Source organism: Salimicrobium halophilum, from assembly GCF_900100295.1.
GTDB lineage: Bacteria > Bacillota > Bacilli > Bacillales > Halobacillaceae > Salimicrobium > Salimicrobium halophilum.
The window spans coordinates 271,036-291,130 of the sequence record NZ_FNEV01000001.1 but is presented as its reverse complement, the minus strand read 5'-3'; the positions used below and the strand labels follow the sequence as shown (position 1 = coordinate 291,130).

General features: G+C 44.7%; 24 protein-coding genes. All 24 read right to left on the bottom strand.

The window, feature by feature from the left end; genetic code table 11:
- Position 1: 1 nt before the first annotated feature.
- Complete coding sequence (aroC, locus tag BLQ44_RS01605; protein WP_093191243.1) at positions 2–1,168, bottom strand: chorismate synthase; 1,167 nt, start codon at positions 1,166–1,168, stop codon at positions 2–4.
- 101 nt (positions 1,169–1,269) lie between these two features.
- Entirely contained in the window at positions 1,270–2,046 is a 777-nt protein-coding gene (locus BLQ44_RS01600) for a CheR family methyltransferase (protein ID WP_093191240.1), read from the bottom strand.
- A gap of 127 nt (positions 2,047–2,173) precedes the next feature.
- Entirely contained in the window at positions 2,174–2,620 is a 447-nt protein-coding gene (ndk, locus tag BLQ44_RS01595) for a nucleoside-diphosphate kinase (protein ID WP_093191238.1), read from the bottom strand.
- A gap of 80 nt (positions 2,621–2,700) precedes the next feature.
- Entirely contained in the window at positions 2,701–3,675 is a 975-nt protein-coding gene (hepT, locus tag BLQ44_RS01590) for a heptaprenyl diphosphate synthase component II (protein ID WP_093191235.1), read from the bottom strand.
- Between the two features lie 24 nt (positions 3,676–3,699).
- A complete protein-coding gene (locus BLQ44_RS01585) occupies positions 3,700–4,404 on the bottom strand; it encodes a demethylmenaquinone methyltransferase (protein ID WP_093191232.1) in 705 nt (234 codons plus the stop codon).
- A gap of 15 nt (positions 4,405–4,419) precedes the next feature.
- The gene (locus BLQ44_RS01580; RefSeq protein ID WP_093191230.1) at positions 4,420–5,169 is read right to left on the bottom strand and encodes a heptaprenyl diphosphate synthase component 1; all 750 of its coding nucleotides are present in this window, start codon (positions 5,167–5,169) and stop codon (positions 4,420–4,422) included.
- Positions 5,170–5,226: 57 nt separating this feature from the next.
- On the bottom strand, positions 5,227–5,454 hold the full coding sequence (gene mtrB / locus BLQ44_RS01575; RefSeq protein WP_093191227.1) for a trp RNA-binding attenuation protein MtrB: 228 nt from the start codon (positions 5,452–5,454) through the stop codon (positions 5,227–5,229).
- Positions 5,455–5,566: 112 nt separating this feature from the next.
- Positions 5,567–5,839 carry an HU family DNA-binding protein gene (locus BLQ44_RS01570; protein ID WP_008587486.1) on the bottom strand — a complete coding sequence of 91 codons (273 nt, stop codon included), beginning with the start codon at positions 5,837–5,839 and terminating at the stop codon, positions 5,567–5,569.
- A gap of 224 nt (positions 5,840–6,063) precedes the next feature.
- Positions 6,064–7,542, bottom strand: coding sequence for a stage IV sporulation protein A (gene spoIVA / locus BLQ44_RS01565; protein ID WP_093191225.1), 1,479 nt, complete (start codon positions 7,540–7,542; stop codon positions 6,064–6,066).
- A gap of 134 nt (positions 7,543–7,676) precedes the next feature.
- Complete coding sequence (locus BLQ44_RS01560) at positions 7,677–8,399, bottom strand: hypothetical protein (RefSeq protein ID WP_093191222.1); 723 nt, start codon at positions 8,397–8,399, stop codon at positions 7,677–7,679.
- 13 nt (positions 8,400–8,412) lie between these two features.
- A complete protein-coding gene (locus tag BLQ44_RS01555; RefSeq protein WP_093191220.1) occupies positions 8,413–8,610 on the bottom strand; it encodes a DUF2768 domain-containing protein in 198 nt (65 codons plus the stop codon).
- A 120-nt stretch (positions 8,611–8,730) separates the two neighbouring features.
- The gene (locus tag BLQ44_RS01550; protein WP_093191217.1) at positions 8,731–8,979 is read right to left on the bottom strand and encodes a stage VI sporulation protein F; all 249 of its coding nucleotides are present in this window, start codon (positions 8,977–8,979) and stop codon (positions 8,731–8,733) included.
- Positions 8,980–9,036: 57 nt separating this feature from the next.
- Positions 9,037–10,077 (bottom strand): NAD(P)H-dependent glycerol-3-phosphate dehydrogenase, encoded by a 1,041-nt coding sequence (locus BLQ44_RS01545; protein ID WP_093191215.1) that lies wholly within the window; start codon positions 10,075–10,077, stop codon positions 9,037–9,039.
- Positions 10,078–10,095: 18 nt separating this feature from the next.
- Positions 10,096–11,406: a ribosome biogenesis GTPase Der gene (der, locus tag BLQ44_RS01540; RefSeq protein WP_093191212.1), complete on the bottom strand. Its 1,311-nt coding sequence runs from the start codon at positions 11,404–11,406 to the stop codon at positions 10,096–10,098.
- Positions 11,407–11,500: 94 nt separating this feature from the next.
- On the bottom strand, positions 11,501–11,686 hold the full coding sequence (locus BLQ44_RS01535; protein ID WP_093191210.1) for a capping complex subunit for YIEGIA: 186 nt from the start codon (positions 11,684–11,686) through the stop codon (positions 11,501–11,503).
- Positions 11,683–12,564 (bottom strand): YIEGIA family protein, encoded by an 882-nt coding sequence (locus BLQ44_RS01530; RefSeq protein ID WP_093191207.1) that lies wholly within the window; start codon positions 12,562–12,564, stop codon positions 11,683–11,685. The genes BLQ44_RS01535 and BLQ44_RS01530 overlap by 4 nt, the downstream gene beginning before the upstream one ends.
- A gap of 200 nt (positions 12,565–12,764) precedes the next feature.
- Entirely contained in the window at positions 12,765–13,778 is a 1,014-nt protein-coding gene (gene fni, locus BLQ44_RS01525) for a type 2 isopentenyl-diphosphate Delta-isomerase (RefSeq protein WP_093191205.1), read from the bottom strand.
- A gap of 74 nt (positions 13,779–13,852) precedes the next feature.
- Positions 13,853–14,995, bottom strand: a complete 1,143-nt coding sequence (gene rpsA / locus BLQ44_RS01520) for a 30S ribosomal protein S1 (protein ID WP_093191203.1) — start codon at positions 14,993–14,995, stop codon at positions 13,853–13,855.
- A gap of 106 nt (positions 14,996–15,101) precedes the next feature.
- A complete protein-coding gene (locus BLQ44_RS01515; RefSeq protein WP_093191200.1) occupies positions 15,102–15,686 on the bottom strand; it encodes a lysophospholipid acyltransferase family protein in 585 nt (194 codons plus the stop codon).
- On the bottom strand, positions 15,683–16,363 hold the full coding sequence (cmk, locus tag BLQ44_RS01510; RefSeq protein ID WP_093191197.1) for a (d)CMP kinase: 681 nt from the start codon (positions 16,361–16,363) through the stop codon (positions 15,683–15,685). Before cmk ends, BLQ44_RS01515 begins: the two co-directional genes overlap by 4 nt.
- Positions 16,364–16,446: 83 nt before the next feature.
- Complete coding sequence (locus tag BLQ44_RS01505; RefSeq protein WP_176757388.1) at positions 16,447–17,085, bottom strand: flagellar brake protein; 639 nt, start codon at positions 17,083–17,085, stop codon at positions 16,447–16,449.
- Between the two features lie 155 nt (positions 17,086–17,240).
- Positions 17,241–18,554: a germination protein YpeB gene (gene ypeB, locus BLQ44_RS01500; protein ID WP_093191193.1), complete on the bottom strand. Its 1,314-nt coding sequence runs from the start codon at positions 18,552–18,554 to the stop codon at positions 17,241–17,243.
- A gap of 12 nt (positions 18,555–18,566) precedes the next feature.
- The gene (gene sleB / locus BLQ44_RS01495) at positions 18,567–19,250 is read right to left on the bottom strand and encodes a spore cortex-lytic enzyme (protein ID WP_093192008.1); all 684 of its coding nucleotides are present in this window, start codon (positions 19,248–19,250) and stop codon (positions 18,567–18,569) included.
- 137 nt (positions 19,251–19,387) lie between these two features.
- A complete protein-coding gene (gene prsW / locus BLQ44_RS01490) occupies positions 19,388–20,032 on the bottom strand; it encodes a glutamic-type intramembrane protease PrsW (RefSeq protein WP_245688076.1) in 645 nt (214 codons plus the stop codon).
- Positions 20,033–20,095 lie beyond the last annotated feature (63 nt).

Here is a 20,095-nt window from a genome sequence, read left to right as displayed (position 1 = left end):
ACTAAAAGTTCCTCACTTCTTCCCTGTAGTTATCCAACGCTTCTTTCAAGCGAGGGAAGTAGTCCGAAGGGAATTCTTCTGAAATGGCTTTGGCAATCTCAAATGCCACCACGTGCTCCATTACGACTGAAGCAGCCGGTACAGCACAGGAATCCGAACGTTCGATGCTTGCGGAGAACGGCTCCTTCGATTCGATATCGACGCTCTGCAAAGGTTTATACAATGTAGGGATCGGTTTCATGACACCTTTGACGACGATCGGCATGCCGGTGGTCATCCCGCCTTCGAATCCGCCAAGGCGATTGGTTTTCCGGTAGTATCCCCGTTCTTCGTCCCATCCGATTTCATCATGGACTTCACTTCCGTTTCTCTTCGCAGCTTCAAAACCGATACCGAATTCCACACCTTTGAAGGCATTGATGCTCATGACACTGAAACCGATTTTTGCATCTAACTTCTTATCATACTGTACATAAGAGCCGAGTCCTGCCGGCATCCCTTCTACATACACTTCGGCGACACCGCCGATGGAATCTCCGTCTTTCTTGGCATCATCAATCGCTTTTTTCATTTCTTCCGTCGTTTCATCATCCAACGTGTTTACCGGAGAGGCATGAGACTTTTCGATTCTCTCTTCGATGGACATCGACTCATCGAAAGGACTTACGATCCCTGCGATCTCACGGACATAGCCTGCTACCTTGATGCCGAGTTCTTCAAGCATGACTTTTGCCACAGCACCTGCAGCTACCCGGGCTGCCGTTTCTCGTGCGGAGGAACGTTCAAGAACGTTTCTCAGATCCCGATGACCATACTTCATGCCACCGTTCAAATCTGCATGACCAGGTCTTGGCCTGCTTACTGTCCTTCTAATATTTTTACCTTCAGGAAAAGGATCTTCGCCCATAATATCCGTCCAATGTTTGAAATCATCGTTATGTATTACGAGCGATATCGGAGATCCGAGTGTATACCCATGACGGATCCCTCCCGTCATATCAGCTGTATCTTTCTCAATCTGCATACGCTTCCCGCGGCCATGGCCGCCCTGGCGCCTTCTCAGTGAATCGTTGATCTGTTCTTGAGTTATCGGCAGATGGGAAGGGACTCCTTCAATAATTGTTGTAAGTTGCTTTCCGTGTGATTCTCCAGCTGTTAAATAACGCATCGACACCGCACCCTTTCTAGAATTTTACGTAATACTATATCATATACTTCGTTGTTTGTATCCCTGAAATGTCAAAACATTTTAAAAAGATGAAAAAATAGTTATCCTTGTTCTTTCTGATAGAAAAAAGTATCAAAGACGGAGAAGTTATATTGCTGTGGGGTGAAAATCTGTTCTGTACTTCCCACAAACAGAATCCCGTCATCAACAAGAGAATGATTGAAACCTTTGTAGATCGATGCCTTCGTCTCTTCGGTAAAATAAATGAGTACGTTACGACATATAATCAGTTGACATGAAGACGGGTAAGAATCCAAAAGAAGATTATGATGTTTGAATACCACCTTCTCCTTGATCTCCTGTTTCACCTCATACATATCACCTGATTGATCAAAATGCTTCTGACATAATCGCTCCGGCATCTCTCGAAGTGCACGCTTTGGATATACGCCTCGCTTCGCTTTCTCTAACGCCTTTTTATCTATGTCCGTAGCAATGATTTCATAATTCTTCATACCCGCTTCCTCGAGAAGTATGGCAAGTGTGTATGGCTCTTCCCCTGTAGAACAGGCAGCACTCCAAAGCCTGATCTTTTGATTTTTCGAACGGAATAGTGGCAACACCTTTTCTTTCAGTGTTTCCCATCGTTTCGCATTTCTATAGAACTCCGATACGTTGATCGTCATCCGATCAAGCAATTCGTTCAATAACGACTCCTCTTTATCAAGAGCCCTGAAATAATCCTGGAACGTGGAAAAACCTCGTTTATCACGCAACGTCGTTAATCTCCGTTTCATCTGCGCTTCTTTGTATTTGGATAAGTCAATCCCTGTCTTACGATCGAGAGATTCTATAAATGCTTCGAAATCATTTTTCATAAACGTAACTCCCTGTTTCTGCATCGCTTATATTATAACAATAATCAAATAATTTGTTGCTGTAAAGTGCCGAAGCGTCGAAAACATAAATTAAACCGCCTTCATCAAATGAAAGCGGTTGTAAAATCTAGTATACCCATGTACTGTCATCTTTTTTGTATTCGACGAGGGGCTTGTCGCCGACGAAAAGCCCGATTTCACGCTCGGCACTTTCTTCACTATCCGACCCGTGGATGACGTTTTTCCCTACCGTCAGTCCGAAGTCGCCACGAATGGTTCCAGGAGCAGCTTCTTGAGGATTTGTGACACCCATCATTTTACGGGAAGTTGCGATGACATTTTCTCCTTCGAGTACCATTGCGAACACAGGTCCGGAAGTAATAAAGGAAACGAGTTCCCCGAAAAACGGCTTTTCTTTATGTTCCCCGTAGTGTTCCTCTGCCAGCTCTTTCGAAACCTGTTTCAATTCTGCATGTACCAGTTTGAACCCTTTCTTTTCAAAGCGGGACAGAATATCTCCGATCAGATTTCTCTGTACTCCATCCGGCTTTACCATAACGAACGTTTTTTCCATGTTGACCACCTCTGTATGTGTTATGTAAGCGTTTTAACGCCATTTCAAAGTTTAACAAAAATGGACAGGGGTGGCAACAATTAAGAGTTTCTTTTTCCGATATATTTAGCTATGGCTTTCAGTGCCTGTTTCGGTCGCCCTGTCGGCAGGTGTTGCAAAGAATCAAAGGCATTCTCTAAATACCTTTCACTTAAGCGCAGAGACTTCTCGATATAGTCTCCCTCCTTCACCACTTTAATGAATGGTTCAGCCTGTTCTTTCGTGAGCGTGGAAGACTCGGAGAAAGCGGCACGCAGGTTATCACGGAAAGCTTCGTCTTCCTGTATCGCATAAAGAACCGGAAGGGTGATGTTCCCCTGCATCAAATCACTTCCCGCCGGTTTACCAAGCTCTTCTTCAGAAGCCGTGAAATCGAGCACATCATCGATGATCTGATAACTCATCCCGACATTATACCCATAGTTGTATAGGGCAACTTCCTTTTTACGTGGCACCTCGCCGGCAATCGCTCCGAGACGGCAGCTTTCCGCGATCAGTATGGCCGTTTTCCGTTTGATTCTGCGCAGATATGTACGTAGATTCTGATCCACTCGTCCTTTATCTTTGATCTGTTCAATCTCCCCGATGCATAACTCCATCATCGTTTTGGATAAGACCTGATGTGCTCTCATGTTCTCGATGTTGCCCATAGCCTCAAGAGCAAGAGCAAACATGTAGTCGCCGGTATACATGGCAATATGATTGTCGTATTGTTCTTTTACAGTCAAATCACCCCGACGGAGCTTGGCATCATCAATCACATCATCATGTACGAGAGAACCGGTATGAATGAGTTCGAGCGCTTTTGCACAATTCTTCATCTTGTCGAAGTCGTATTTACCGAACTTCCCGGAAAGCAGAACAAATACAGGCCTGATCCGTTTACCTCCCGCTTCAAGTAATTGATTGGACGCTTCTTCAAGTACTTGTTCTTCAGTAGTAACCGAATGCAGGACCTCGTTCTCCACTGCATCTAAATCTTTATTTAAAAATGAATAAAGCTTGGTTAATTTCATATACCTTCATCCTTGGTGAATTAATTACTTTCTGCCCATGTGCATCGCTGCAACTCCGGCTGCATAGGATTTCACTTCAACGTCTCTGAAGCCAGCCTCTTCAAACAACTGACGAAGCTCCTGTTTTCCGGGAAAAGATTTCGCTGATTCGTGAAGCCATTGGTATTCTTTCAGACTTTTCGCAAACCATTTACCGAACATAGGCATGACTTTCTCAAAATAAGTATAATAGACTCGGCGAAACAGAGGGCGCTCCGGTTGACTTGTTTCTAAGCACACTACCATACCGCCCGGCTTCAATACGCGATGCATCTCACGTAACGCCTGGAAATAATCAGGTACGTTCCTGAGACCGAAGCCTACGGTGACATAGTCGAAGGTATCATCATCAAAAGGGAGAGCCATAGCATTGCCATGCTGGTATTCAATATTTCCGGGGCCTTTGTGCGTCATTTTCTTCTTAACAGCTTCTGAAAGCATGTTGTAACTGAAATCGACACCTGTGACGTGCCCTTCAGGACCAACGGCTTGACCCATCGCTATCGTCCAGTCTCCCGTTCCGCAACAGACGTCCAGGGCCTGTGCGCCTTCTTCGACGTTCATTCGTTTCATAACATCCCTGCGCCACAGCTTATGCTGCCGAAACGAAATGATTGAATTCATTTTATCATAGCGTGTCGAGATATTTTCGAACACACGATGTACGCGCTCTTCTTTTTTTTCTTCCATAACAATCCTCTTCTTTCAACTGATTTCTTGATCCGATCCATTCTCGAGTCGTTTGCACAACGAGGGAGCTACACTACTCTCTTCACATTTGGACAAAAAGAGCCGGTGTGCTTCTTCCGTAAGCTGCAAAGCCTCTTCATCCATCTTTTCAGCAAAAGCAATCGCCTGTGCAGATTGCGGAAAGTAGCGTTCCTTGTTCTCTTTCCATTTCCTCAGGCTCTTTACGAATATACTCTCTACGATGACTTCACTATCTTCTTCGGTCATGAAGTGGCACCAGACGTTATAAGCGAGAAGTGTCTCTACATTTTTGAACGTCTGGACCATGGAGTCTTGAGAATGATGATTGCCATAGTAAAGCCGTACCTTCTGTTCATTCACTTCCCTGATCGTCTTCGCTAACACCTGAATGAAAGGCAAGTCATGTATCAATGAAAGCAAATGATAATAAAGTCCACTGTAGTAGTCACCGGCAAGGACGGTAAGCTGCCTTTTACGAACTACATCCACTTCCGTTTCCCGATTGTCATGAGAGACATAATCATGGGTGTCAAGCGCCATCTGAACAAACATCACAGCCATCAAATAGTTGTCATAAGAGCTTTCCTCCACACGAACATAATCGAACAAATGTATGTATGTCAGAAGTTTGTCTTCATCGATGATCGGTTCTTTTATATACCGGCTCAAATAAGGATGATAAGCATATTCGGAAATTTTATCTTTGTAGTAGGTGATGCGACTTTTCAAGTCATTCACTTTCATCACTTGATCCTTTCTTTTGCAGTTCGGGTACGGATGTATTATACCCTTAACTACTAGTTATAAATCCATTTCGCCCTCATTCGTAATTTCTCCGTGGCTCGTCTGAATCGTTGCTTTTCCACGGATTTTAACTGCTGAGGTGTGATCGGTGAATTGAGCGATCATCACTTCTCCTTTATCGAGCTTCTCGGAATGATGGAACCTTGTATCACTGCCTCTGGTCAGACCGATGACATTAACTCCGTCCTCCATCGCTTTAATTACAAAGAAGTCATTGGTACTCATCTTCTTACCACCTTTCTATATGTTACTATCGCTTATAAAGCATACCATGTCAAAGATATAAGCTCATAGAAAAAGGGTGCACTTGTGGCACCCTTTTTAAGCCCTATGTAGCTTATTTTACAGCATCTTTAAGGGCTTTACCTGGTTTAAAGGCAGGAACTTTGCTTGCTGGGATTTCAATCTCTTCCCCAGTTTGCGGGTTACGTCCTTTACGTGCAGAACGCTCGCGTACTTCGAAGTTCCCAAAACCGATCAATTGAACCTTTTCACCATCTTTAAGTGAATCCATGATAGATTCGAACACAGAGTCTACTGCTTTTGTCGCATCTTTCTTGGACAGATCAGCCTGTTCAGAAACTGCATTAATCAGATCTGTTTTGTTCATGATATTCACCTCCTCTCGGAAGAAGGTTATTTTTCATCAAAATCCCTTCAAATAAGGGATGACATGCTTAATATTAAACGACTTCTCTTCGTTTTTCAATAGATAAACACACGATAACCCTTGATATAACGGGGTTTTTTTGAAATTCATGACTTTCGAAGGAGTTTTCGTTACAAATCCACATATTTCTGAACATAAAGAAAAGCCCGTCATGACGGGCTTTGTCAAAGGATTATGGCAATCATTCCTCCTGATCCTTCATTGATGATGCGTTCTAATGTTTCTTTTAATTTATACCGGGCATTTTCCGGCATCAACGCCAATTTTGCCTGAATACCTTCTCTCACAATAGAACTGAGAGACCTTCCGAAGATATCAGAATTCCAGATCGAGAGCGGATCTTCCTCAAAATCCTGCATCAGATACCTGACGAGTTCTTCACTTTGACGTTCTGTTCCAATGATCGGAGAGAACTCCGACTGGACATCGACCTTCACCATATGAATCGAAGGAGCGACAGCTTTCAGACGGACACCGAACCGTGACCCCTGTTTAATGATTTCCGGTTCATCAAGCGCCATCTCTTCGAGTGATGGAGCAGCGATGCCATACCCTGTCTGTTTCACCATCTGCAGGGCATCTGCTACCTGATCATACTCTCTCTTCGCGTGAGAGAACTCCTGCATGATTTCGAGCAAATGATCCCTTCCTCTGATTTCTTCTCCGATAATCTCCGTCAGGACATCATCATATAGATGTTCGGGTGCTTCTACATCAATTTCGGCAATCCCCTCACCAAGGTCCATCCCCGATATATGGGCACCGGTAATATAATCATACTCACTGAATTGTCCGATGACCCCGTCCACGTCCCTCAGCCGTTTGATTTCCCTGACTGTTTCCTCAATGGCTTGCTGCATATGATTCCTTAACCAGTGCTCTTCTTCAAGTACCATCACCCAGCTGGGAAGATTCACGTTCACTTCAAGCACAGGAAATTCGAATAACGCTTCTTTCAACACTTTGTGAATATCGTGTTCCCTCATATTTTCGACGGATAAAGCGACAACCGGTATTTCATACTTCTCTTCGAGTTCTTCTTTCAGCTCAATAGTTTCTCTGTTATGTGGTTTGGCAGAATTGATCACAAGAATGAAAGGCTTGCCGACTTCCTTCAGTTCTTCTACCACTTTCTCTTCCGGTTCTATGAAACGTTCTCTCGGCAATTCACCGATTGTCCCATCCGTAGTCATGACCACCCCGATGGTAGAGTGTTCCTGGATGACTTTCTGCGTACCGATTTCTGCCGCTTCATGAAAAGGAATGGCTTCTTCGTACCACGGCGTATGGATCATGCGGGGCCCTTTTTCATCCTCATACCCGTTCGCTCCGTAAACCGCATACCCTACGCAATCGACCATCCGGACCCGCAAATCGAGATGATCATCTACAGTGATTTCCACGGCCTGGTTCGGAATAAATTTCGGCTCTGTAGTCATAATCGTTTTTCCGGCTGCACTTTGCGGCAATTCATCAAGCGCTCTTTCCCTTTCCGCTTCATCTTCCATGTATGGCAATACCGCAAGTTCCATAAATTTTTTAATAAACGTCGATTTTCCAGTACGAACTGCTCCTACTACTCCAAGGTAAATGTCCCCATTCGTCCTCTTTGAGATGTCGTTAAAGATATCAACTCTTTCCACCCTATTCCCTCCTTAAGAGAAACCGTTCTTCCCATGCTTGGACACTTCTAGTCTATGAATATAAAAATGATTTATGCCCAAAAACGGAAGAACCCTACTACGAAACTTACCTATAAAAAAAGAAGCATCGCTTTTCACGATGCTTCTTTCATAAATACGGGTTCTCCGTTCTCTATCGTATAGGGTGGGCTGTAAGCAGGGGCAAGGGAAGTCTCATCCGTCAACAAATACCGAATGTCGTCCCCTGGCTGATAAGAGTGATCCGTCTCTTTAAGGAATGTATTCAAATCTTTCCTGTAATCGATAATCACATCCCCACTTCCGTTCACGTAAAGAGGCAATAATTCCCCGGTGTAGGGACTTTTGACTGTAGGAGGGGCATCCAGGTTAAGCTTTTCATAGTCGAGCGTATAAACTCCAGGGACAATCTGTTCATCATAAGGAGTATACGTATTCCCCTGTTCATAGAAGTGCAACTTCGTTTCCAGGTCCCTGACCCTCTCCGTCAATCTCAGATCGATGACTTTCACTTCAGCCTCTGTCTCAGGTTTTATAATAATGTACTGAAAATAGCCACCGTTCTCGAAAGCTGTGCCGGGAATCGTCGTCAGGAGACCCGTCTCCTTCAAACGGGTGAAATCGATTTGGTACTTCTGGAAGATCGGCGTTTCATTCGGCTTGGTTTTAATAGGTAATAATCCGTTCTGCTGTTCCTTGAACTGATTCACTGCACTCTGGACTTGAGCCAACTGAGCTTCATTAGGAAGATTGTTGGCAGCCTTCTCGGACTGCGGGTACATACAGCCGCTCAAGAATAGGACAATCAGAAATAGCCCCAAGTATTTGATTCGATTCATCTGTTATTCTCCTTTATGAAGTAGGACCGCTAAGCACAATATACATAATAATAATACCTCCGACAATCATACATGCATAAGCAAGAAACGCTGTGATCACTGAAAAGACACCGTTCAATTTATGTCGACTCAACAGAATCAGCCCTACTGCCAAAAACATCAATATTATTCCTGCAAAGGAAATCCACATTTTCAACAACGATAATGACATTATTCTCCACTCCTATGTAACTCGTCAAAAGAATAGTAGCATAAGCAGAAGGTCTGGTCAAAATAAAAACCGGGACCCCTTCAAGCGGCCCCGGGCGACTAAATAATCCCCTTCATGAGATTACTTCAAATAATTCTCGAGCGTTTTCATGTCCATCGGTACCTGGTTTTTGACTATCGCTTCGACTATTTTATCTTCTTTCGATGAAGAGATCCGTTTATTGGCGAGGCGGGAAAGCTGACGTACGATACGTCTGACTGTCTGTTCATCATTCATATCTGCATGTTGGACGGCATCGACCATTTGATAAATTTCACTCTTATCAATATTCGCCTGATTTTTCAGGTAGTCAAAGATTCCTTCACTCATTAAAAAACCTCCTTGCATAGGGATAATAGTTATCTTATGCAAGAAGGAAGAAAGATGTCAGTCTTTCATTTTCTGATCGAGAATATTCACGAGGTCCTCCATTTCATGGCGACGGACCCGGGTCATCAATTGTTCTACGATTTCTCTCGGATTCTCATTATCAAACAGGATATGGTAAATACCGGAAGTTATCGGCATATCAATCCCATGCTCTTCGGCCAGCTGATACGCCGCTTTCGTCGTTCGTACACCTTCGACGACCATCCCCATATCGTCCAACACTTTCTGAAGAGGTTCACCTTTGCCGAGCTTGTAACCGGCTCTCCAGTTCCGACTGTGGGAACTTGTACAGGTGACAATCAGATCTCCGATGCCGGTCAGACCGGAAAAGGTAAGCGGGTTCGCTCCCATAGAAGTTCCGAGTCGAGCGACTTCAGCAAGGCCTCTCGTTATCAGTGCGGCTTTAGCATTGTCCCCGTAGCCGAGACCATCCGAAATCCCTGCTCCGAGTGCTATGATATTTTTGAGGGAACCCCCAAGCTCAACCCCGACAAGGTCAGGAGACGTATATACCCGGAACTGCTTATTGATGAAAATCTCTTGAACTTCTTCTGCAACCTCTAGTGTTCTCGAGGAAACAGTAACAGTCGTGGGCTGACGGAGCCCTACCTCTTCAGCGTGAGAAGGTCCCGAAAGCACCACGATGGACCGGTAAAGTTCTTCAGGCAATTCTTCTTCGATGATTTCAGAAACTCTTTTGAACGTCTCAGGTTCAATCCCTTTAGCGGCATGAATGATCGGAACTTTTGTTGTAAGGTTCTTTTTCATGGTTTGGCACACGTCTCTCACTGCTTTAGTAGGTACAGCAAGCAGAAGATAGTCGATCCCCTCTAAGCTATCTTCGAGCTTGTGCGTAATGAAAATATTCTCCGGTAGTTGTACACCCTTAAGATATTTTTCATTTTCTTTCGTTTCTTTCATCGTTTCTGCGTGGTCCTGCCTATGTGCCCACAATCTTACGTCATGTCCGTTATCAGCCAGTACGATAGCTAGAGCGGTACCCCAACTCCCTGCACCGAGCACTGCAATTTTCGCCATAACGTTCCCTCCCGGTAATCAGGTTCTTTTTCTTGCATAAATATTTATCGGTGTGCCGACGAATCCGAATGCTTCTCTTATCCGGTTTTCAAGAAATCTTTCATACGTGAAGTGCATCAGGTTCGGATCGTTTACGAATACTACAAACGTAGGTGGTTTCACAGCCACCTGTGTAGCATAAAATATTTTCAGCGTCTGTCCTTTGATGGAAGGAGACGGATTCATCGCCAACGCATCGACGATCACTTCGTTCAACAGATTCGTCGATACCCGCTTCGAGTGGTTTTCACTTGCCTGTACCACAGCAGGAAGCAGCGTATGGATCCGTTTCTTCGTCTTGGCTGAAAGAAAGACGACCGGAGCGTAATCGAGAAAACGAAAGCCTGAACGCACTTCGTCTTCGAATTCTTTCATGGATGTTTCATCATTATCTATCGTATCCCATTTGTTCACGACGATGACGACCGCTTTCCCTGCTTCGTGAGCGTACCCGGCGATTCTTTTGTCCTGTTCCTGGATGCCGGTATCCGCATCGATCAGCGTCAATACGACATCGGAGCGCTCAATCGCCTTAAGAGCACGCATGACGCTGTATTTTTCCGTAGATTCATATACTTTCCCCCGTTTTCTCATGCCGGCGGTGTCGATAATGACGAAGTCTCTCTCATCTCTTGTGAACGAGGTATCAACGGCATCTCTGGTCGTACCTGCGAGATCACTTACAATCACCCGCTCCTGACCGAGAAGACTATTGATCAACGAAGATTTCCCGACATTCGGTCGTCCGATGACACTGAATCTTATCGTCTCATCATCTTCCTCCGGCTCCGGAAGGTCCACAAAATGATTCACGGTTTCATCCAGCAGGTCCCCGAGACCTAAGCCGTGTGTTCCGGAAATGGGATGAGGTTCTCCGAAACCGAGAGAATAAAACTCATAGATCGCTTCTCTCATTTCAGGATTATCGACTTTGTTCACGGCAAGCACTACAGGTTTGTTCGACTTGAACAACAACTTAGCGACTTCTTCATCCGCTGCAGTAATTCCATCTCTTCCATTAACCATGAAAATGATGACATCAGATTCATCGATCGCAATTTCAGCCTGAGCTCTCATTTGTACCAGAAGAGGTTCATCTCCCAGCTCAATTCCACCCGTATCGATGACATGGAATGTGTGATTCAACCATTCCGCTTGTGCATAGATACGATCTCTCGTCACCCCGGGAGTATCTTCAACAATTGAAATCCGATCTCCGACAAGGCGGTTGAATATTGTAGATTTTCCTACGTTTGGTCTTCCGACTATTGCTACAACTGATTTCCTCATGAAAGGTACATCCTTTCTTCTCTTTCCCTATAATTACTTTGACTTACCTTAACCTTATCATTTTAGCAGACCCTCCGGTCACTGACAATCGCTTTTAGTGTTTGACGATGATGTACAACTCATCTGTCAGTCGATGTGCAATCCCGTCGAGAATAGCTTCAAGATTGGCAGCTATAGATTCCATTTCCTTTTTTCCTTCACAATAAAACACAGGAGTCCCCCCCTGCACACTTGATTTCTCGGTAGTCACAGCTCCCAGAATCACTTTTTCCATCTTCATGAAGAAGCCTCCTTTTTGAAATGAGGTTTCTGCACGGCATGTTCAAGAACAGGCACTTTGGCAAGGACCGACAGAGCGGTATCCAGATTCTTTTCCTGAGGAAGGATGAACACTCCGATACGACCATCGTTCAAGTCCCTTTTGATGAGAGGTACAAGAGCAGGAGTACCTGAATCGCGGAAGACACCCAGAGTCACGGATAAATCATGTAAAATCGCCTGGCGCTGTCCCAAATTCGCAATCGTCGACCGGACGCTGAACGATTTCGGGGTGACGATGAAGCCCATGCCATATTCAAGAATTTCTTTTTGTCTTTCGGGGAGACCGATGTTCATTATATAAATACTATCTACGTACAGCCCGGCTCCTTTAAAAGTCAGCTCCGCCCTTTCTATTTCGGTGATTTTTCCTAAAGAAGAGCCACTCATAAGAACTTGAGCTCCGATGATACAAATGATACTCACGATCACCGCAGCATACCAGCCGATGAAAACATAGAACGAGGTAACCAGCAACGAACTTGCAATCACTAAATAATTCCTGCTCTCAAAGGCGATAGCAATCCCTTCTATATAAGTGTTCCCACGTGGAACCAATTCGAAAGCATCCATTTCGTTCAACGTATTCCTTTCCATATTACGCACTTCTCTGAACTGAGATGCAGCTATCGTAAGGAAAGTTACGGCTGTATATTGTTCTTCCATCACGGAAGGAATAGCCAGTGTCCCAAGCGATGCGGCAATGAACCCCAGTGAAAGATGGATGATTCTCCCATGTAAATAAGTGGGGTACTGCCTGTAATCGATCCGAAGCATAAATAAGCGAAGCGCTGTCCCGAAAAGGACGCCGTAAATGATTGCCGGAATATACTCATTCATATGTATCCCTACCTTTCCTCACCTTTTTCTCTAGCATAGGCAAAGAATAGCAGGAATAAACGACCTATTTCTTCATCCGCGTCAGGATTAAATATCACGATTTCTGAGAGGCCTTATTCACTAAAAATAACAGAAGGCACCTGTGTCCTGCAGATGCACTTCTGTCCGATAATCATTATTGGTTTCATCTTTTTCTCAAATCAGATGTTCCGCTGGTTCATCCAATCCTTCGTTTCCCCGTGAAGAACGTACGGTTTTCCCTGCAGTTCCTTCACAGTTCGAGCATTCATCACCATCATAACCGCCTTAAGCTCATCATGGATCAAATCGACTTTTCGGTGTAAAGCTGTTTCTCCACCTTCCATCAGGGCTTTCAACATCGGACCGGCCATACCGAAAGCCTCCGCTCCGAGGATCAATGCCTTAGCCCCGTCAATCCCTGAACGTATCCCTCCGGAAGCGATGACATGTTGCATGGAACGACTCTCCAGGATTGAAACGGGAGTGGGAATTCCCCACGGATCAAACCCTTCGATCCGGTCCTCTCTTCTTTCATTTTCCACCCTTGAGAAGTTGGTCCCACCTTTCCCACCGACATCAACATACTGACATCCAAGCTCTTTCAGTTCATCGATTGTTTCAGAAGATAAGCCGAATCCGACCTCTTTCACAATCACCGGAACGGTGGAACGGTGGATTATTTCTTTTATATTTTCAATCCTTGAAGAAAAATCCCGATCCCCTTCAGGCATCACGAGTTCCTGAACGATATTCAGGTGAATCTGAAGCGCGTCCGCTTCGAGCATGGCAACAGCTCTTTCTGCCTGCTCTGCGCTTGCTTCACTTCCTACATTCGAGAAGATGATACCTTCAGGGTTTTCTTTGCGCACTATTTCATACGTCTCTCTTTCTGATTCGTCTTTCAAAGCAGACATCTGAGAACCGACTGCCATCCCTATTCCTTTTTCTCTTGCGATTTTAGCAAGGCTCTGATTGATTTCTTTCGTTTTGATACCGCCGCCACCTGTCATCGCATTCACAAAAAGAGGAGAACTCACAGAAAGTTCTCCTATACGGGCAGACACATCCAGTTGATCCCAATCCAACCTGGCAAGACTCTGATGAACCACTTGAACCTCGTCAAAATAGTGGATAGGCCCTTCTGAATGAGTAAGTGCATGACGGATGTGATCAAGCTTTCTCTCTGCTCTCATGAACACACTCCTCTAAATCTAAAAGATACAAATTTAGGCAAGAGAGCACCATGCCCCCTTGCCTTCTATCATTCTTATTTCTTGTATTTATCCAGTTGATCTCCGATCATATCGCTTAAGGAAAATCCGTTCGAATCTTCTTCTTTCTGGTAAGATTCTACTTCTCTTTGTTCCTGATCTTCATCAAGTTCTTTGATACTCAGAGACAGACGCTTCTGCTGTTCATCAACGTCAAGCACTTTAACGTCCACTGTCTGACCTTCCTCAAGAACTTCCTGAGGATTAGCGATGTGACGCTTGGATATTTGAGAAATGTGAACAAGTCCTTCGACTCCAGGGAACACTTCCACGAACGCACCAAAATTAACGAGACGTTGAACAGTACCCTCGAGAATATCTCCCTGGCTCACTTTTTGCCCGATGCCTTCCCATGGTCCAGGCTGTGTCTCTTTAAGAGATAGAGAAATTCGTTCGTTGTCCCGATCCACGGAAAGAACTTTGACTTTGATCTCCTGACCTTCTTCCACGACATCTGACGCTTTGTTCACATGTTCGTGGGAAAGTTGAGAGATATGCACAAGTCCGTCGATTCCGCCGAGGTTAACAAACGCACCGAAGTCCGTCAGTCGTTGAACCGTACCTTCTACAACCTGTCCTTCCTCAAGAGATTGCAGGACATGATGTTTTTGTTCTTTTTCTTCGTCTTCGATTACTGCACGATGAGAAAGGATTACGCGATTCTGTTCACGATCGAGCTCTACGACTTTCAGGCTGAGCTCTTTCCCTTTATACTCTTCGAAATCGTCCACGTAATACGTTTCCACGAGAGATGCAGGTATGAAACCGCGCAGTCCGATATCAACGACCAGTCCGCCTTTTACAACATCCTTCACTTCAGCATTGAAAACTTCCTGGTTCTCGTATTTAGCTTCAAGGTCTTCCCAGGCTTTATCCGCATCCACGGCGCGTTTCGAGAGAACGATTTCATCATCTTCGATCTTTTTGACCTTCAGAGTGATGTCATCTCCTTCATTCACAGCGTCTGATGCCGTTTCGATGTGAAGACTGGAAAGCTCACTGATAGGAACGATACCTTCCACTTTATATCCGACGTCAACGAGGACTTGCTTGTCCTCCACTTTGACTACTTTACCAGTCACGATATCTCCTTCGTTGAATTCCTTCATACCAGAAACTTCTTGATTCATTTCATCCATACTACGGCTACCTCCTTCAATTTCCGACACTACTTAATCTTGCTTATTAAAAATATCCTTTCATCTAACTTCTAATATTTGAGCGCTTTTGTCAAGTAATACCTAGCTATTCTTGATGAAATTTATGCAATTGTCTGATACTTTCCATGATGTAATCCGTCACTTCTTTTGCGGAAGATTTATTCTCACGGAACTCAGTGAGGTCTATAGGGGACCCATAAGCTACTTTCAATCTTTTTCCAGGTTTATACGGTCCGATGATGGCACAAGGGACGACGACCGCTTCAGACCTCAGAGCGAAGAAACCTACACCCGTCAACCCTTCTCCTATCTCTCCGGTCTTCTGTCTTGATCCTTCAGGAAAGAGACCGAGAACTTCTCCCTGCTTCAGTATATCCAAACCATTCCTCAAAGCATTCCTGTCTCTCATCCCTCTTTTGATAGGGAAGGCGTGGATGTTTCTAAGAAGCGCTCCTATACCTTTCTTTTGAAACAGCTCTTCCTTGGCCATGAAATGGATCGTCCTTGGTGAAGTGATACCTACGACAGGAGGATCCATGTTCGAGATATGGTTGGAACAAATGATCACCGGCCCGTTTTTAGGAATGTTCGATTTGCCCACCACCTGGATTCTGTACAGAGGATAAAAAGCTACGGCTACTAAAGATTTGGCGAGCTTATATAATTTCATCGTAGATCAGCCCTCTCTTCAGCAAGCGTTATGATCTGCTGTACGACTTCATCAATCGACATGCTAGTCGTATCCAGTTCGACCGCATCCTGAGCCTTCACCAACGGCGATGCTTCTCTCGTCGAATCTATATCATCTCTTCTTTTGATATCTTCCTTCAACTGTTCGAGATCACTCTCGAAACCGGAGAGGATATTCTCTTCGTGCCTGCGTCTGGCCCGTTCTGCTACCGAAGCGATCATGAAAATCTTCAAGTCTGCATCCGGAATCACCTTCGTTCCGATGTCTCTTCCGTCCATGACAACGTTTCTTCCTTTGATCATGGTCTGCTGACGATTCACCATTTCCTGACGCACGCTCGGATAACTCGCTATAACGGAGACGTGATCATTAACTCCTTGTGTACGTATCGCTTTCGTCACTTCCTGACCATTCACGAACACCAGTTGACCTTCTTTCGATTGCTCAAACTGAATGTCGCAATTCTGTAACACGTTGTACACATTATCTTCGGAAGATAGTTCTACGCCGTCTTCCAGAACTTTATACGTCAAAGCCCTGTACATCGCTCCTGTATCCACATATATATAAGTGAGTGCGTGTGCCACCTTTTTGGCCACCGTACTCTTTCCTGCTGCAGCAGGCCCATCTATCGCGATTGATATCGTCTTGGACATAACCCGTTCCTCCATTTGCTTCTATATTTATCTGTTTATCGTAAGTAAGAATAACATACAAAAAGGGGGAGTAGCTATGCAGGTCAACTGTACTCTCTTTTTTTCATATACCGCTGCTGTTCAAACCCATACTTGATAATCAGCTGTCGATCCTTTTCGGATAATCCTTCGAACTTGACGGACAGCGTACTGGGTTTATTCCCTTTTCTTTCATTGATCCTGACTACTTTGGATTCAGTCTTTATGTAATGGTAAACTCCCGAGTTCATTGGCAGGACAAGCGTCAGATGAAGTCGCTTCCCCTCTATCAGCCTGGCGTGCTCAGGATGCAGCAAAGAAGCTCCTCCCCCACTCAAATCGAGGCTTACTGTGTGATAGCTCTCTTTCTTCGTAGCTATTGCAACATCAATACTCGTCTCTATCCGTACGTACCTTCTACGCTGGATCCTTTTCAGGAATTCTTCTCCGGGAAACGTGAAGACGAGGACAGGAATCGTTAGTTTTTTCCGACCTACCACTTCGGAGTCGAATTTATAGACCGCTCCGTCTTTTCCTACATAACTGATTGTGAACTCCGTTCCATCGAGAAAAAAGGATGTCTTTCTCGTTTCTCTATGTATAGGATAATCAACGTAAATCATTGTTTCTTCTTTTTCGTGCACTTTGCAGTAAAATGACTCTCCGGATTCCAGAGTCAGGGTCAATTCCGATCCTATTTCCACCATTTCTGCACCCTTTCTTGAACATTCCTATGTTTATTATCGCAAAGAGTGCGAGGAATGAGAAGATAAAAATGGAAAAAAGCAGCCTGCTGTAAGGGTTCATTTATTGTCGAATCACATAGAACAATAAGAAAACCCTTCAGCATAGCTGCTTATTACGATGATGACGTGAACTGCTCTTCCACTCTCTTCATCATTTCCACTTTTTCTTCCTGACCGTCATCAGCATTGATGAAGATTCTGTACGTCTGATCTCCTCTTCTGCCGATGAATTCATAGCACAATACTTTCTCTCCCTGTTCGTCGTTGATCACCGCCATATGCTCTTCTAAAATCTCGACATTGCCATTTACCATACTCTTGGCTTCCTCCCGGTCGATCGCCGGTGCTTCCATACCGTCCTCTCCGTGATTCTTCATATATTCAAGCGCTGTCAAACCCAGCATCTCTCCATCATCCAGTGCTACTTTCACTTGAATGGCATCCGTATAGTAGCGGACCTCGTCCTTTTTATATACGAAACGATAAACCCCTACCCGTTGAAACTGGCTGCTTTCAACGATTTCGACATTGTCGAACTTGAGATCCTCCAAATATGCGGCCGCTTTCTCCCCTCCCTGATAAAGACTCAATTCCGGTTCTCCTATATCCCTGGTTTTCATGAGATTCAATATATGACCACCCTTTTTAGAGACGTCCATATAGCCGCCGGAATCCTCCTGATGAAATGAGACGGTGAATGTGTGAAGTTTAGCTCCTTTTTTCGAAGACGTCACCGTTAAATCCTCCTCGTCCCCTAGCCACTTAGCACCAATCTCTTTCGCCCGTTCCTCTGATACTTCCTCCCCGGTAATATAGGAGAATTCATCGTCTAAATCATTCTCCACTATACTATCATCATAACCATCCACAGTACTTTCGACCGTTTTGAATCCGTCTATGATCGTATTGTCTCCGGGTTCATTCGTAGCAAGTTGAAGTTCGACGTCCATCCATCGCAGATGATCGTTTAATACGACATTCTGTACTTCTCTCAGATTCGTTTTGATTTCCTTCGATTGCTTGAATAGCTGTTCGAGTCTCTTCACTTCTTCTTCACTCAAAGGTTCCTGATCCATATCTTTCACAGCTGCATTGTAGGCGAAATCCCCGATATCGAATAAGAACTCTTCCGTCTTATTGAAAGGGAGCAGTGACAGCGGCAATTGCCCTACATCAGCACGGGCCTCTGAAGTCACCTTCCAGATCTCTGCAAGTTGAGGGGAGAGGCTCGCCCGTGAATTCATTGCCAGGGCCGACCCGATTTTTTCATTCAGTAAATCGATATAATAGGTCAATTCATGAAAAGCTCTTTGATAATTGTTCTCTGCCTGTACTAATACTGCCTGCTTTTCCCTGTATTGATTGAATCCCCAAAAACTTACAGCCAAAAGAGCAGTGATCAGGATAGGAATAATCCACTTTTTCATAGGTACGCTCCTTTAATAACAGAAAATATGCTTACCGATTCGTTTGATTTGCGGCCTGGACCATATCCAATCTGATGTTGCTGTGTTCGGATTGAAATAATAGATCGCTTCACCGGTAGGGTCCCATCCATTCAGAGCATCAATAACAGCTTCTCTGGCTCTTTCATTGGGCTCTAGCCATATCTGCCCATCCGCTACAGCTGTAAAAGCGCGCGGTTCGAATATGACACCGGAAATCGAATTGGGAAAAGCCGCTGATTCCACACGGTTCAGAATGACGGAAGCTACCGCCACCTGACCTTCGTAAGGTTCCCCTCGCGCTTCCCCGTAGACCGCATTCGCCATCAGCTGGATGTCATTCGCAGAATATCCGCTCGGAGTACTCATCGAATGACCGGCATTCTGACCTCGATTTTTGTACTTTCCAGGGTCGTAAGTACTTACTCTCTCCAATCTCGCTTTCATATCAGGACCTACCAGCCCATCCACTTCCATCCCGAATTCATATTGGAAATTCCGCACGGCCCAATAGGTACCCCATCCGAATATTCCATCGACCTCCCCCGTGTAATAGCCGACGTGTTTCAATCTTGCCTGAAGCTCGATGACATCTTCTCCTACTGCTCCCTGTTGAATGATTTGGTCGCTGAACCCGCTGGCACTGGTACTCATAAGTGCTGATAACAGCAGAAACATAGCTATGGTTCTCAATCCGTTCACCCCTTCGCTCTCTTTCTCTTATCATGCGTCTACGTGCCCGCTTTATTCGGGAGATTTGAATTATTTTCATTCCCATGAAAAAAACCGCCAATTCCATTGACGGTCCACGATCTTCAAGGTCTGATATGATGTTTGTTGGCAAGTCGGATCAGTTGGATACTCAACACCCATAGAACTATCATGAACGGTAAGAGCCCATATAACCAGGATTGCAGGTTGACCATGTACCCATATATCCCGTGCAGAAAAACCGGCACAATAAGCGCAAGAGCTATACTCAACCTCTTCTTCTTGGTACGAAACTTTGCTTTCCCCATGTAATACCCCATAATCAAACCGAAGAGAGCATGGGAAGACACGGGAAATACCGCACGGAAAAAGGCTATTTCAATCCCGTTCGAGAAGAGATAGATGATATTCTCTACCGTAGCGAATCCAAGGCTCAAGGATACACCGTAGATGATACCGTCATAGTGATGGTCGAAGTTTTCATGTTTATAGACAATGAACATAAAAAAGAACCACTTGAAAAATTCTTCAAGAAAACCTGCAAATAAAAACGGTTTCCACACCGATTGCATCAGCACTTCCTCCTGTTCGAGGCCATACTGCACGAACATGATAGGAAAAACCAACAGACTTCCGACGACGAACACACGGAAGATCAGATTAAGCGGCTCTAATTCAACTTTCTTATTCAGATATATGTATGTCATAAGTGCCACGATAGGTGCCACAGCTGTAATTAATATCGCCACTCTTGAAAGCCCCACTTTCCTTTCCATCCCTTCCATATTATCATGAGAAAGTAGGAAAAGGTA